This window comes from Citrobacter sp. Cc139 (assembly GCF_030334645.1).
GTDB lineage: Bacteria > Pseudomonadota > Gammaproteobacteria > Enterobacterales > Enterobacteriaceae > Citrobacter > Citrobacter werkmanii.
In genome coordinates this window covers 1-14,233 of the sequence record NZ_JAOWDM010000092.1, presented here as the reverse complement: position 1 = coordinate 14,233, position 14,233 = coordinate 1, and the positions used below count along the sequence as shown (strand labels likewise).

Genomic DNA, 14,233 nt, shown 5'->3' with positions numbered 1-14,233 from the left:
ACAAAGAGGTTGTTATGCTGTCGCGTCGGAGTCATCGGTTAAGCCGCTTTCGTAAAAATAAACGCCATTTGCGCGATCGCCTGCGTCAACGAATCTTTTTCAGAGACAGAGTGGTGCCTGAATTGATGGAAAAACCAAGAGTGCTGGTACTGACGGGAGCGGGGATTTCTGCCGAGTCAGGTATTCGAACCTTCCGCGCGACGGATGGTCTTTGGGAAGAACATCGGGTCGAAGACGTTGCGACCCCGGAAGGGTTTAGTCGCAACCCGGAACTGGTTCAGTCGTTTTATAACGCCCGTCGTCATCAATTGCAGCAACCAGAAATCCAGCCCAACGCGGCGCATATCGCGCTGGCAAAACTTGAAGCCGAACTGGGTGACCGTTTTTTACTGGTGACGCAGAATATTGATAACCTGCATGAACGCGCGGGCAGCCAGAATGTCATCCATATGCACGGCGAACTGCTCAAGGTTCGCTGTTCGCAAAGCGGACAGATTCTGGAGTGGACGGGCGATGTGACTGCGGAAGACAAATGCCATTGCTGCCAGTTCCCGGCTCCGCTGCGACCGCACGTCGTGTGGTTTGGCGAAATGCCGCTGGGAATGGATGAAATTTATATGGCGCTGGCAATGGCGGATGTGTTTATTGCCATTGGCACATCAGGCCATGTCTACCCGGCCGCGGGTTTTGTGCATGAGGCGCGGCTGCATGGAGCGCATACGGTAGAGTTAAATCTCGAGCCGAGCCAGGTGGGAAGCGAGTTCGAAGAGAAGCATTACGGTCCGGCAAGCCAGGTGGTGCCGGAGTTTGTTGAGAAGTTATTGAAAGGGCTGTGATTTTTTTTGCCGGATGGCGGCAAATGCCTTATCGGGCCTACGCTTCGCATTGATGTAGGCCCGATAAGCGTAGCGCCATCGGGCATTCCTTACAACGCTGAATTAGCGTCCTGCTTTCAGCTTCTGATAATACTCTTCATAAATAGCGCTGGCGGAGCCGACGTCATTTTGCCATTCTCCTTTATTGATGGTTTCAGCATCAGGGTAGAGCGTTTTATCGTTCGCCACTTCCGGGCTCAGCAGCTTACGTGCCGCCAGGTTTGGCGTTGGATAACCGATAGTTTCTGCGACTTCTTTCGCCACGTCCGGGCGCAGCAGGAAGTTAATCAGCTTCAGCGCACCTTCTTTGTTTTTCGCATTAACCGGAATAGACAGACTGTCCATCCAGAAAATACCCCCCTCCTTCGGCCACACCACTTCCAGCGGGGTCCCCGCCTGGCGCGCGACATATGCGGAGCCGTTCCACACCATCCCCAGATTGACTTCGCCTTCCATATACGGGTTGGCCGGGTTGTCAGAGTTGAATGCCGCGACGTTAGGCATCAGCTTCTTTAACTCGTTATACGCGGCTTCAATCTCTTTAGGATCGGTGGTATTGCCGGAATACCCCAGCTTGCGCAGCGCCATCTGGAAGACTTCACGCGCGTCATCGGTTAACAACAGGCTACCTTTGTACTCCGGTTTCCACAGGTCGGCCCAACTGGTTACGGTTTTCGGGTCGATGGCATCGCTGTTGACGCCAATGGCCGTCGCACCCCAGATATACGGAATGGAGTAGTCATTGTTGGGGTCAAACGGCTTGTTGAGCATTTCCGGATCGAGGTTGTGGAAGTTGGTCAACGTCGACTTGTCGATCTTCTGGATCATGCCTTCTTTACGCATTTTATCGACGTAATAGGTAGACGGAACCACCAGGTCGTATGCACCGTCTTTATAGGTTTTGAGCTTGGCGTACATGGTTTCATTCGACTCGTAGGTCGAATAGATAACCTTAATGCCGGTCTCTTTGGTGAACTGCTCCAGCAGTCCTGGCGGCACGTACTCAGTCCAGTTATAGAAATAAAGCGTGTTGTTGTCATTCGCGTGAGCGGCGCTCATGCCCAGTGCCAGAGCACCCGCCGCGAGCAGGTGGCGTGACCATTTTTTCATCATTTAACGTCCCCTGAATTAAGGGCCTTAGCGGCCCTTGGTTTTATCACGTGCAATAAGCTGGCTGGCGATCACCATAACCAGCGACAGAACCAACAAAATGGTCGCCAGTGCGTTCACCTCGGGTGATACGCCGACTTTTACCATTGAGTAGATTTTTAAGGGCAAAATTTCATAACCCGGCCCGGTGACGAAGGATGAAACAACGACGTCATCCATCGACAGGGTAAAGCTTAGCAACCAGCCTGCGGCCACCGCAGGCATTGCCAGCGGCAGAATGATCTTGCGCAGGATAGTCACTTCACTGGCGCCCAAATCTTTTGCCGCTTCCAGCATTCGCACATCAAAGCCTTTCAGGCGTGAATAGACCGTCACCACCACAAAAGGCAGACAGAAGGTGATATGCGAAAACAGCAGCGACCAGAAGCCGAGCTGAATGCCAATCAGCATAAACAACACCAGCAGTGAAATCGCCATTACGATATCGGGCGACATCATCACCACAAACAGCATGCCGCTGACAAAGGGTTTCCCGCGAAAACGGTAGCGATAAAGCGCGACCGCGGTGAGTGAACCGATCAGCGTGGCAAACGTTGCGGAGAGCACTGCCATCGTCAGGGAGTGTTGCGCCGCCTGCAGCAGGCTGTCGTTGTTCACCAGCAGACCGTACCACTTGGTAGTAAAACCTTGCCAGTTGATGCCAAAGCGCGAGCTGTTAAAGGAGTTCACAATCAAAATAATGATTGGAATGTACAGATACGCGTAGATAGCGGTCATAAAACCGCCACGAAGCAGTCGACCGATCATTCGAGTTCTACCTTCTTGTTCAGCAAGCGGGAGGCGCGCCAGTAGACCAGCAGCATCAGCCCCATCACGATAGTCAGCGTTATGCTGGTAGCTGCGCCAAACGGCCAGTCGCGAATGTTCAGGAACTGCACTTTAATCACGTTACCAATCAACAGGTTTTTCGCCCCGCCCATTAAATCGGAAACGTAAAACAGCCCCATTGCCGGCAGCATAACCAGCAGACATCCGGCGATAATTCCCGGCATCGTCAGCGGAATAATGATGCGGGTAAAGGTCTGAAGTTTGCTGGCGCCTAAATCGCGTGCGGCTTCCAGCAGCGGTTTATCGAGCTTCTCAATGCTGGAGTAGAGCGGCATCACCATAAACGGTAGCAGGATGTACACCAGGCCGATAATCACCGCGCTGGGGGTAAACATGATGCGAATGGGGGTATCAATAATGCCGAGCCACAACAGAAACTCGTTGAGATAGCCTTTGGTACTGAGGAAAATTTTGAGTCCGTAGATGCGAATAAGCGAGTTGGTCCAGAACGGAACAATCAGCAGGAACAGCAGCAGCGGGCGCACTTTTTCCGGCAGCTTTACCAAAAACCAGGCAAACGGATAGCCGAGTACCAGACAGGCGAGCGTGGCAATCAACGCCATATTGAGGGAGTGAACCAGTACCTCAAAATAGAGCGGATCCAGCAGGCGAGTATAGTTTTCCAGCGTAAAGACCATTTTGACGAAATTAGCGTCGTCACGGGTCAAAAAGCTGGTGCCGATGATCATCAGGTTGGGCAGAAAGACAAATAACACAAGCCAACCGACAATGGTGACGATCACCACACTCTGGAATTTACTTGTGTTCTTCATCAGCCAGTACGACCTCCCAGCTTTCTACCCAGTTAATCGCCATTTTCTGGTCGAGCGAGTGGTCGAAGTCAGGATCGTCTTCATTGAAGAATTCACTGACCATCACCATCTTGCCATTTTCCAGTTCCACAACCGACTCCAGCGTCATGCCTTTGTAGTTGCGTTCACGCACGTAGCCGATAAGACCTTCAATATGATTATCGTCGTTGATCTCATCAACGCGCAGATCTTCCGGGCGCAATAATACGTGCAGTTTTTGCCCAGGCACCACCGCGAAGTTGACGTAAATGTTGCACTCGCGACCTTCCACATTAGCACGAACGCGCTGATCGTCCAGACGCTCAATGACCGTCGCGTTAAACATATTGATTTCGCCGATAAACCCGGCGACAAACAGATTTTTCGGCTCTTCGTAGATTTCGCGCGGCGTACCATCTTGCTCAATCTTGCCATCGCGCATTACCACAATACGGTCTGACATGGTCAGCGCTTCTTCCTGGTCGTGCGTGACAAAAACAAAAGTGATACCAAGCTTACGTTGCAGCGCTTTCAGTTCGTTCTGCATCTGTTTGCGCAGTTTGTAGTCCAGCGCAGAGAGGGATTCATCTAACAGGAGCAAACGAGGTTTGTTGACCACTGCACGGGCAATCGCCACGCGCTGTTGCTGTCCACCAGAAAGTTGATGCGGCTTTCGTTGGGCGAATTCTTCCAGTTGTACCATGCGCAGGGCTTCGGTAACACGAGGAGGGATATCAGCAGCGGGTGTTTTCTGCATGCGTAAACCGAAGGCCACATTTTCAAACACGGTCATGTGGGGAAATAACGCATAGCTTTGGAAGACGGTGTTCACGTAGCGATTTTCCGCCGGAACGTGAGTGATGTCCTGGTTGTCCAATATGATATGACCGGAATCAACCGTTTCCAGACCGGCAATCAGGCGAAGAACGGTTGTTTTACCGCAGCCAGAGGGGCCGAGCAGCGTGAGAAACTCGCCGTTTTTGATGGTCAAATCCAGGCTGGAAATCACCTCTTTGCCATCGAAACTTTTGCGAATTCCCGCTAATTGCACCAGTGGAGAAAGCGAACGCGGTTGTTTATTCAATTTTTTACTCTGTCCCATGTAAACGCACCGGATGGCTGACCGATGCGGGGTTTGTGGTTAACCACCTTGATGACTCTTAATGAGGGCCGTTATTCTACGGCAAACCATGGTAATCGCCAATCCTTGTTGCGAATTACTGACTTAGCCCTATAGTCAGAGTGGATGTCATGGCGAAATATTCTTACTTGCGGGGATAAAAGTGACCTGACGCAATATTTGTCTTTTGTTGCTTATTGATAATGTTGTCACAAAAAGTGAGGGTGACTGCATGGATAAACTACTTGAGCGTTTTTTACACTACGTGTCGCTGGACACCCAATCAAAATCGGGCGTGCGGCAAGTACCCAGCACCGAAGGACAGTGGAAGTTATTACAACTGCTCAAACAACAGCTCGAAGAGATGGGGCTGGTCAATATTTCACTCAGCGAAAAGGGGACGCTGATGGCAACGTTGCCTGCTAACGTTGCTGGCAATATTCCCGCTATCGGTTTTATTTCCCATGTGGATACCTCACCGGATTGCAGTGGTAAAAACGTTAATCCACAAATTGTTGAAAACTACCGCGGGGGCGATATCGCGTTAGGTATTGGCGATGAAGTTCTGTCGCCGGTGATGTTCCCGGTACTGCATCAGCTTTTGGGCCAGACGCTAATCACTACAGACGGCAAAACATTGCTGGGCGCCGATGATAAAGCGGGTATCGCAGAAATCATGACCGCGCTGGCTGTGCTGATCCAAAAAGAGATCCCGCATGGTGATATCCGCGTGGCTTTTACGCCGGACGAAGAGGTTGGCAAAGGGGCGAAGCATTTCGACGTTGCGGCATTCGATGCGCAGTGGGCCTATACCGTTGACGGCGGTGGCGTGGGGGAGCTGGAGTTTGAAAACTTCAACGCCGCGTCGGTTAATATCAAGATCGTGGGCAACAATGTGCATCCCGGCACCGCAAAAGGGGTGATGGTGAATGCGCTGTCGCTGGCTGCGCGTATTCACGCGGAGGTTCCGGCCGATGAAAGCCCGGAAACGACGGAAGGCTATGAAGGCTTTTATCACCTGGCGAGCATGAAAGGGACGGTTGATCGGGCGGATATGCACTACATCATCCGTGATTTTGACCGTAAGCAGTTTGAAGCGCGTAAACGCAAGATCATGGATATCGCCAAGAAGGTTGGCAAAGGGTTACACCCGGACTGCTATATCGAACTGGTGATCGAAGACAGCTATTACAATATGCGCGAAAAAGTGATTGAGCATCCGCACGTGCTGGATATTGCCCAGAAGGCGATGCGCGATTGCGATATTGAACCTGTGCTGAAGCCTATTCGTGGCGGAACCGACGGCGCGCAGCTGTCGTTTATGGGGTTACCGTGTCCGAATCTGTTCACCGGCGGCTACAACTATCATGGCAAACATGAATTTGTGACTCTGGAAGGGATGGAAAAAGCGGTGCAGGTCATTGTACGTATTGCGGAGCTGGCGGCGAAACAAAAATAAATGTAGATGCCGGATGGCGCTTCGCTTATCCGGCCTACAAATATCTCATCCCGTAGGCCGGATAAGCGAAGCGCCATCCGGCGCAGTCACAATGATTTACCCTTCGAAGAACCAATACCCGCTGTTAACCAGTGCGGCCAGCATGGCAAGGAAGGATGGATCTTCCAGTGCATCCTCAAAATTCTCGGCCGTCAGTACGATATGACTGGCAAGGGCTTCAAGGGCAGGACGATGCGGCGAGTCAATTTTCTCACCATTGGCGTAGATATCGTCGCCGATGCGCAATACACGCAATCCACCCAGACGCACTAATACATCCCCTTGCTTCAGGGCGTCGTAGATTTCGTCAGGCTGATACGGTGGCTCTGGCGGGGCAATATCCAGTTCATGACGAGACTGAGAAATAAACTCACCAAACCATTGTTGGAAATGTTCAGGTTGATTAATCAGCCCCAGCATCATTTCGCGCAGCTTGTCCATCTCCTGCGGCAGAACGTCAGCCGGATGATCGCGTGGCGGCAGATCCGGATCGCTGTAATACGTGCTGCCCAGTTCACGCTGCAAAACGTAATCGGCAAATCCGCTAATCAGTTCGCGAGTGTTTGGCGCACGGAAACCCACCGAATAGTTCATGGCGTTTTCCAGCGCGTAGCCTTCGTGTGGGAACCCTGGCGGAATATACAGAATATCGCCGGGTTCCAGCTCTTCATCAATGATGGCTTCAAACGGGTCGACCTGCAGCAGATCCGGGTGAGGGCAGTGCTGCTTCAACTGTAGTTTTTCGCCCACACGCCAGCGACGACGCCCGGTACCCTGAATAATAAACACATCGTACTGATCCAGATGCGGGCCAACGCCGCCGCCGGGTACGGAGAAGGAGATCATCAGATCGTCGATACGCCAGTCCGGCAGCTCGCGAAACGGACGCATCAGCGCCGCGGTTGGCTCATGCCAGTGATTGACCGCCTGCACCAGCAGCGACCAGTTGTTTTCGCCAAGATGGTCATAGCTTTCGAACGGACCGTGGCTAACCTGCCATTTACCGTCCTGGTGGCTGACGAGTCGGCTGTCGACTTCGCTTTCCATCGCCAGTCCAGCCAGTTCGTCAGGAGAGAGTGGATCAATAAAGTTGTTAAACCCGCGTTTTAAGACCACCGGGCGTTTTTGCCAGTGGCGTTCCAGAAAATCGGGCCAGTTAAGTGTGAGTTGGTATTCCATAATGAGCATCCGCAGGCTGGTATCTGCAACCGATTATAACGGATACTTAACCTCAAGCGTGAAGTCAGTACATATTTATTACATGCGACGATTACTCGTCTTTCTGCCCCGGCTGCTGGCGACCAAAAATAACTTCCATGCGCGCGCCGCCCAACAGGCTGTCACCTGCAATAATCTGCCCGTCATACTGTTCGGTGATTTCACGCGCTACCGCCAACCCGACACCTTGTCCTGGTCGTAGCGTATCGACACGTTGTCCGCGGTCAAACACCACTTCCCGTTTGCTATGCGGAATGCCGGGGCCATCATCTTCAACCAGAATATGCAGTTGATCCTCTGATAGTCGCGCTGAAATCTCGACGAACTCCAGACAATATTTACAGGCGTTATCCAGCACGTTACCCATCACTTCGACAAAATCGTTCTGCTCGCCTACAAAGCTGATTTCAGGTGAGATGTCGAGATTAATGTTAACGCCTTTACGCTGATACACCTTATTCAGCGCCGAAGTAAGTTTATCCAGCAACGGCGCGACCGGATGCAGTTCCCGGCTGAGCAGGGCGCTGCTGCCACGCATGCTGGCGCGATGCAGGTAATAGCCTATCTGCTGGGAAATACGACTGATTTGCTCGAGCATGATGGGCTCCGCGTCGCTTACGTTCATTTTTTCGTTACGCATCGAGCGCATCGTACTTTGCAATACGGCCAGCGGTGTCTTCAGGCTATGCGTGAGATCGGTTAACGTGGTGCGGTATTTGTCGTAGCGCTCACGTTCGCTTTTCAACAGCCGGTTGAGGTTGCGGACCAGACTGGTCAGTTCACGCGTGGTGGCGGGATTCAGCATCTCACGATGATGTTCTTCAAGCTCACGAACTTCACGCGCCAGCGATTCAATAGGCCGCAGGCTCCACCAGGCGGCCACCCATAACAGTGGGATGACCAACAACAGATTAGCGACCAGCACATAAATAAACCAGCTCCAGACCATATACGAGCGCTTTAACTCAATAGGAATGGTATCGACAACCACAATGGTCAGTTGGGGCATTCTGGCGGTGGCTGGGTAGACATTTACCGCTACCGAGTGGGTCATTTCAGCGTCGTCGTCGTCTTCTCTGACTTCTTTTAACTGCTGCTGCGCGGAGTGATCTGCACCCAGCAACGTGCTGGTGGCGTCGACATTGGCCTCAATTTCATGAAAACCGTTCGTTTTAAGCCAGTCAGGTTGAATACTCTGGGTCAGCCACGGGACGTTGCGCTGCGCCCACAGCAACTTGCCGTTTTCATCATAAATCAGCGACATTGTGGGACTTTGCATGTCGAGATTTTCGGGCAACTCGACATTAATTTTACCGTTATCCCATTTCGCCAGGGTATAGAACAGATTGCTTTCGCCGCGCAACAAGCGAAACGTGGTCTTATCAAAGCTGACGCTATAACCCACCAGGGCAACGATGCCGTAGGCCAGTGAGAGCACCAATACCACGCCAGCGGTTGCCAGTAAAAAACGTAGCCGTAGCGATAACGGGAAAAAATGACGCAATAGTTTATTCATTGGCGCAATTCAAAAAGATATCCCTGGCCACGCACGGTGGTGATGACGTCGTCAGGATATTGCGCCTGTATTTTTTTGCGCAGACGTCCCATCAGAACATCAATAGTATGACTTTCACGCAGCTCGGCATCCGGATAAAGCTGCAGCATGAGCGAATCTTTACTGACCACTTTGCCGTTATTGCGGATGAGTGTTTCCATTATGGTGTATTCGAACGCCGTGAGCTTGATAACCTCATCATTGACAGATAACTCGCGGCGAGAGAGGTCCACCTGAAAAGGTGGAAGGGAGATAATCTGCGATGCCAGACCGCTGTTGCGACGCATCAACGCCTGCATGCGCGCAGCCACTTCTTCAATGTGAAATGGTTTTGTGACGTAATCGTCGGCGCCGGCGCTGAGCACTTCCACCTTGTCCTGCCAGCCTTCACGGGCGGTTAATACTAGAATCGGGAGCGAAACATCGTTGCTGCGCCAACGGCGGATCAACGACAAGCCATCTTCATCAGGGAGCCCTAAATCAACGATCGCGATATCCGGCAGATGTTCATTAAGGTAATAGTCTGCTTCCTTAGCATCTTCTGCATCATCCACCTGATGCCCTAAATCCTGTAACTGAACCTTGAGGTGGTGGCGTAATAAAGCATTATCCTCGACAACCAGTACGCGCATCATCGTTACTCCCTATCTGAACGGTATGAATAGTTTAACGCTGATTATGTGGATTGAAAGCAGCGCTATGAAATTAAATAACTTTTCTCATGCTCCCCTGCCCGTGGGGGCGTCCTGGGGGCTATTAGTGCCTGGTACCCATGAAGTCAAAGTGGGTCGGGATAGTTTTTAGATAGCTGGAGTCGCGACACTTCTTCATGAGGAGCATGAAATATAAACTGGCTTCGGTTTGCGGGCTTAAGCATTTCTGATAAAACTGCCATCTGTTTATTGACTGTTGAGGACACTCGGCCTTGCCCGGCAAGATTCGGCATTGCCGGGTTAATAATTGTCCCGGCCAATAACTCTTTTCGGTAATGCAAAATATCGGCATGCTCAGTATCTACCAGACGGGTATTTTCTCTGATTACACGTAGTAACGTATTTACGACCGAAGTAAGCGATAGCAGTGTTGCACCAGATACCTCTAAGGCTTTGGTGTCTGTAAAAAAATCACTTAGTTCTTTAAACGTGGTGATTTTTTTGGTTGTGATGAACTTCTTAAGCGCTTTGGATTCCGGGAAACGTTCCGCATAGTCGAACTTACCGAGCTGTATTTCACTTGTTATGAGCGCGCGAAGATTTCCAGCTTTTTTGATGTTGCTGCTGTTAACCGTCCAGCCGCGAAGGACTTCGCGGCAAGGTTTGCCGCGATAGGTAAATGTGATCCGTATTTTTCCATTATGCAGCTCAACGCTGGTTGGAAAGTCCATCATGCATCCTGTACTAATTGGTTAATCTTTGGATAGTTGTACCAAAGCAGTACTTTCGAATTGTCAGTTTCCCCGAGAGCTGTCAGATGTTTGAAATGCACGCCTTCGATCCACAAATTCAACCGATAACTTTTAATTTGTCTTTCCGACAAGCCGGTCTTTTCTGTTAATCAGATTTTTATGAACGAGGTGTCCCTCAAATATCTGACGGCCCCGAGCATCACCAGCGGCGGGAACGCGCCGACCTTTATGCTGACACCTGACGGCAGGCTGACTGCCCGTAATGCGGATATAAGCGGACATATCAGCGCGAATTCCGGCACCCTCAATAATGTGACGATAGCGGAAAACTGCACCATCAACGGCATGCTGCGGGCAGAGAATATTGTCGGCGATATTGTTAAAGCTGTGGGGCGGGCTTTCCCCGGAAGTGCTACTCACCCGAATGGAACCCTTACGGTTCAGAAACAGGATGATCAGCGTTTCGACAGGCAAATAATCATTTCGTCCATCACCTTTGCAGGAGGAAAAGGAAAATCAGAGACAAGCAACGAGATATGGACAGATTGTGGGCTTGTAGTGAAGAACAACGGCAGAGAGATATACTACGGCACAAAAACGACTAATAGCACAGGAGCACACACACGGTGTCTTGCTTAATCGGGTAGACATCTCAAAACCTAAATGGCCTACGACCCCGAATATTCAGGCCAGTTAACATCTGGCGCGGAGGACAAATCGTGGCGGCGCAACTTAGTCGACTTTGTATAAGAAGTTCCCTATTAGTTTTTATAAAGCCCGCAAATAATTTCGCGGGCTCCATTCATCTCAATACTAAGTAATTAATATTCTTTAACTTAATGTAAAAACTATGTCAATTAACTTTTTCACTGTTTCTTAGATTGAGGTTCACCTTCAGCCAGTTCCACGCCAGTGACAGGATTTATATCCTGATCAGATTTAAGCCTTGTAGCCATTGCTTTTATCATTGCGTCTTGCTTGGCTGTAAGGTTTATCGAGGCATTACCATCACCACCGTCAACAGCCGGAAATGGATCGGAAACATAATCAAAGTTTTCATCACTATTCCAACTACCTCTCACGTCTTCACCTTCTGACATGTTGTAATATACGTTTTTGTATTTCTCAATTGGTGGTAATTTTCCTGGTGGAAAGGCGTTACGAATTGAATGTAATGCCTTTTCAAAAGAAAGCATATGTGCTGCTTCTCTGGTCATTAAAAATGCCAGAGCATCTTTTACGCCAGGATCATCAGTAACATTAATGAGACGCTCGTAAATGATCTTTGCTCGAGCTTCAGCTGCTATATTTGAACGAAGATCGGCTGTGACTTCACCAATAGTATCAACATAAGCTGCGGTCCAGGGGACTCCAGCTGAATTAGTTAATGCTGGGCCTCCTCCGTAGAGGAGAGAAGTTATATGGCTGTCATTGCCATTTTGAGTTAACGATCGATAAAGTTCAGCTTCACTCTCAGCCCCTTCAGCGAGTGCTCCTTTTGCACCTTTGTTGAGCATGCCAACAAGAGAACCAATAATTTCGAGATGGCTTAGTTCTTCTGTTGCTATGTCCATCAGCATATCCCTTCGGCCAGCATCTTCATCACTTAAACCTTGAGTGAAGTATCGGCATGCAGCTGCAAGCTCACCCTGTGGCCCGCCGAATTGTTCTAAGAGTAGATTAGCTAAGCCTGGATTTGGCTCACTTACACGTACTGTATATTGAAGTTTTTTCACGTGTCTAAACATAATGCCTCCTCTCAAGAATTATTTTTTTGCTTCAACTCCATCAATTTCAGATCTGACCATAAACTGTTCAGTGGTGTCAGGAATATGGTTAAGAAGCCATTCAGCCATTTGTTTTTCTTCACTAAGAATTGCTTCAATAATCGGTACTGAAGCTGTGTCACCGGCATTTTTGGCTGCTGCGAGAAGAGATGTGTAGCACGCAATTTCAAATTGTTCGAAAACATAACCACTGATCGACCCTTTGACAATTTCGTCTGATGGAAAAATTCCACCAATGGATTGCCCAAATGCGGCCATTTTACTCATAGAGTCTTTAATGACAGAGCGCGAAATATTATTACGATCAAGTATGCTTTCAAGCTGTGAAAGCTGGTTCTTGGTTTCGTTAATATGTTGCTCAATTCTGGAACGTAACTCAGGATAGTTTTCTATCCGGCTGGCCATAGACTCAAGCATTGTTTCAGCTTGTTTTTCCATTGCGTGTGCGTCACGAAGCCAGTCATGATAATGTTCAATTCTATTCATAATCTGTTTCTCCTAAAAGAAATTGAGGTCTATAGTTCAGGAATTATCCTGAGCTTTTTTATTAACATTATTAAATGCCAGATCTGTTAATTTGACGTCAGTAGCTTTTTCCTCTTCTAGAGTTTCTTTTAGGAGTTTCGCTGCTTTTTTATATCCTAATTGCTCAGCGAGTGTTACCAGGGTGCCATAGCTGGCAATTTCATAGTGTTCTACTTTTTGTGCTGCGGCAATCAACGCTGCATCACGTATTTCATTTTTATCAGTGCTTTCAATTACCTCATTCGCCTCTTCGATAAGGCCTTCCATTGCGACGCACTTAATTCTTTTCAATTTAATTCCATCTTCAGAATCAACAACCTGGTCGATGCGTTCAATTTGACCATGTGTCTCATCAAGATGTGACTGAAAAGCAGCGATTAATTTATCACTATATGCAGAGCGACTAAGTTTAGATAGTGCCTTGGTTAGTTGTTTCTCTGCACTATATGTATCTGATAACAAGTGGATGAAGATATCTTCAACAGATTTAATTTGCATAATCACTCCAGAATTTTCACTGCGAGCCCGTAGGCTCGCAGTTAGCTTCAGTTATTCACGAATTTATGGGGCGAGAAATTAAGAGTCAGATTTACGACCGCCGCCATGGCTATTCTGACCACCTTTTTTCCCTGCTTCTGATGCCCTTTGGGGATCGTTTTTAAAATTACCACCACTATTCTGGCCGCCTTTACGACCTGCTTCAGAAGCTTTTTGTCGATCTTCGGCGAAATTACCTGCACCGCCACGATGTTGGGTCATATCATTTCTCCTCTGATTTTCAATTTGTAAATAACATGTGCCTTATCAGCACCCCGTTAACTCTAGTAGTAAATAAGAAAGTGTCAAATATGAGACTGATTTACGTATTTTTTAATGTGGAAAATAATAATTGTAAAAGTTATGCGTCAGTGCTTATAATCTATTGATTTTAAGTGGTTAACAGAAAAATCATGGTTGTAATTCAAAAGATTAATAAACCTAAATTTACATTTCTATATTATTTGATGAGAGGAGTTGTGGTGTTTTATAAATAAGATTATTCTGATAAGTCATGTATTATGCTGTTTTATTGAGGAATTCAATAACGAATATTATGTAAAAAAATCCCATAATAAGGTAGTGGTAATTCACTTTTTTCAAGATTCTTCCTCATAGAGAATTCGCCTTGGCTAAATACTGAGAGGAGTTGGTCTGAAAACTTCGTCTTAAGAGCTATTTACGAAATCACTCATACAGTCCAAAGCATCATTATTGTACTTAACCATAAGATTTGAGAGTGGAAGGTAGAACCGCAGCACGTAGTGTGTAAGGGCGTACTGCGGTTGGCTGGTTCACATTCGATAGTGCGAGTATTGAATGTTGGCCAGTCACGGCGGATTGAACTTAAGCAATATGACGGTTCAAGGCGTTTAATCTGAAACCAGCCACATATCAGCCTCTTCAAACATTTCCTGAACAGTA

The 14,233-nt window shown here is 48.6% G+C and carries 14 protein-coding genes and 2 pseudogenes; 3 read left to right on the top strand and 13 right to left on the bottom strand.

Going from position 1 to position 14,233, the window contains the following annotated elements; genetic code table 11:
• Positions 1-14: 14 nt before the first annotated feature.
• Positions 15-836 (top strand): Sir2 family NAD+-dependent deacetylase, encoded by an 822-nt coding sequence (gene cobB, locus OGV69_RS19230; protein ID WP_069323348.1) that lies wholly within the window; start codon positions 15-17, stop codon positions 834-836.
• 102 nt (positions 837-938) lie between these two features.
• Here the strand turns inward: cobB and potD are convergent, their stop codons facing one another.
• The 4 genes from potD to potA are packed head-to-tail and all read right to left on the bottom strand — an operon-like array spanning position 939 to position 4,766.
• Positions 939-1,985 carry a spermidine/putrescine ABC transporter substrate-binding protein PotD gene (gene potD / locus OGV69_RS19225; protein ID WP_069323364.1) on the bottom strand — a complete coding sequence of 349 codons (1,047 nt, stop codon included), beginning with the start codon at positions 1,983-1,985 and terminating at the stop codon, positions 939-941.
• A 27-nt stretch (positions 1,986-2,012) separates the two neighbouring features.
• A complete protein-coding gene (gene potC / locus OGV69_RS19220) occupies positions 2,013-2,792 on the bottom strand; it encodes a spermidine/putrescine ABC transporter permease PotC (RefSeq protein WP_006684943.1) in 780 nt (259 codons plus the stop codon).
• Positions 2,789-3,646, bottom strand: a complete 858-nt coding sequence (gene potB, locus OGV69_RS19215; protein ID WP_038639863.1) for a spermidine/putrescine ABC transporter permease PotB — start codon at positions 3,644-3,646, stop codon at positions 2,789-2,791. Before potB ends, potC begins: the two co-directional genes overlap by 4 nt.
• Positions 3,630-4,766, bottom strand: coding sequence for a spermidine/putrescine ABC transporter ATP-binding protein PotA (gene potA, locus OGV69_RS19210; protein ID WP_038639864.1), 1,137 nt, complete (start codon positions 4,764-4,766; stop codon positions 3,630-3,632). The genes potB and potA overlap by 17 nt, the downstream gene beginning before the upstream one ends.
• A 250-nt stretch (positions 4,767-5,016) precedes the next feature.
• Here potA and pepT point away from each other — a divergent pair, with 250 nt between their 5' ends.
• Positions 5,017-6,243 carry a peptidase T gene (gene pepT, locus OGV69_RS19205; RefSeq protein ID WP_069323349.1) on the top strand — a complete coding sequence of 409 codons (1,227 nt, stop codon included), beginning with the start codon at positions 5,017-5,019 and terminating at the stop codon, positions 6,241-6,243.
• Between the two features lie 96 nt (positions 6,244-6,339).
• Here the strand turns inward: pepT and roxA are convergent, their stop codons facing one another.
• The 5 genes and pseudogenes from roxA to xisR all read right to left on the bottom strand — a co-directional run.
• Positions 6,340-7,461, bottom strand: coding sequence for a [50S ribosomal protein L16]-arginine 3-hydroxylase (roxA, locus tag OGV69_RS19200; protein WP_038639870.1), 1,122 nt, complete (start codon positions 7,459-7,461; stop codon positions 6,340-6,342).
• Between the two features lie 91 nt (positions 7,462-7,552).
• Positions 7,553-9,016 (bottom strand): two-component system sensor histidine kinase PhoQ, encoded by a 1,464-nt coding sequence (phoQ, locus tag OGV69_RS19195; protein WP_069323350.1) that lies wholly within the window; start codon positions 9,014-9,016, stop codon positions 7,553-7,555.
• Positions 9,013-9,687 carry a two-component system response regulator PhoP gene (gene phoP, locus OGV69_RS19190; protein ID WP_038643115.1) on the bottom strand — a complete coding sequence of 225 codons (675 nt, stop codon included), beginning with the start codon at positions 9,685-9,687 and terminating at the stop codon, positions 9,013-9,015. Before phoP ends, phoQ begins: the two co-directional genes overlap by 4 nt.
• 146 nt (positions 9,688-9,833) lie before the next feature.
• Positions 9,834-10,442 (bottom strand): Arm DNA-binding domain-containing protein, encoded by a 609-nt coding sequence (locus tag OGV69_RS19185; protein WP_230592233.1) that lies wholly within the window; start codon positions 10,440-10,442, stop codon positions 9,834-9,836.
• A pseudogene (gene xisR / locus OGV69_RS19180) lies at positions 10,439-10,609 on the bottom strand (excisionase family protein); the annotation flags it as partial. The gene OGV69_RS19185 and the pseudogene xisR, both read right to left, overlap by 4 nt.
• Between xisR and OGV69_RS19175 the strand changes: the two are divergent.
• Positions 10,596-11,054 (top strand): annotated as a pseudogene (locus tag OGV69_RS19175) (phage tail tip domain-containing protein); the annotation flags it as partial. The pseudogenes xisR and OGV69_RS19175 sit on opposite strands and share 14 nt — an antisense overlap.
• 272 nt (positions 11,055-11,326) lie before the next feature.
• Here the strand turns inward: OGV69_RS19175 and OGV69_RS19170 are convergent.
• The 4 genes from OGV69_RS19170 to OGV69_RS19155 form a co-directional block, all read right to left on the bottom strand.
• A complete protein-coding gene (locus OGV69_RS19170) occupies positions 11,327-12,208 on the bottom strand; it encodes a manganese catalase family protein (protein ID WP_069323352.1) in 882 nt (293 codons plus the stop codon).
• A gap of 18 nt (positions 12,209-12,226) precedes the next feature.
• The gene (locus tag OGV69_RS19165) at positions 12,227-12,733 is read right to left on the bottom strand and encodes a ferritin-like domain-containing protein (protein ID WP_038639879.1); all 507 of its coding nucleotides are present in this window, start codon (positions 12,731-12,733) and stop codon (positions 12,227-12,229) included.
• A 36-nt stretch (positions 12,734-12,769) separates the two neighbouring features.
• Positions 12,770-13,270, bottom strand: a complete 501-nt coding sequence (locus tag OGV69_RS19160) for a YciE/YciF ferroxidase family protein (RefSeq protein WP_069323353.1) — start codon at positions 13,268-13,270, stop codon at positions 12,770-12,772.
• A 78-nt stretch (positions 13,271-13,348) separates the two neighbouring features.
• Positions 13,349-13,531: a con-10 family general stress protein gene (locus tag OGV69_RS19155; RefSeq protein WP_038639884.1), complete on the bottom strand. Its 183-nt coding sequence runs from the start codon at positions 13,529-13,531 to the stop codon at positions 13,349-13,351.
• Positions 13,532-14,233 lie beyond the last annotated feature (702 nt).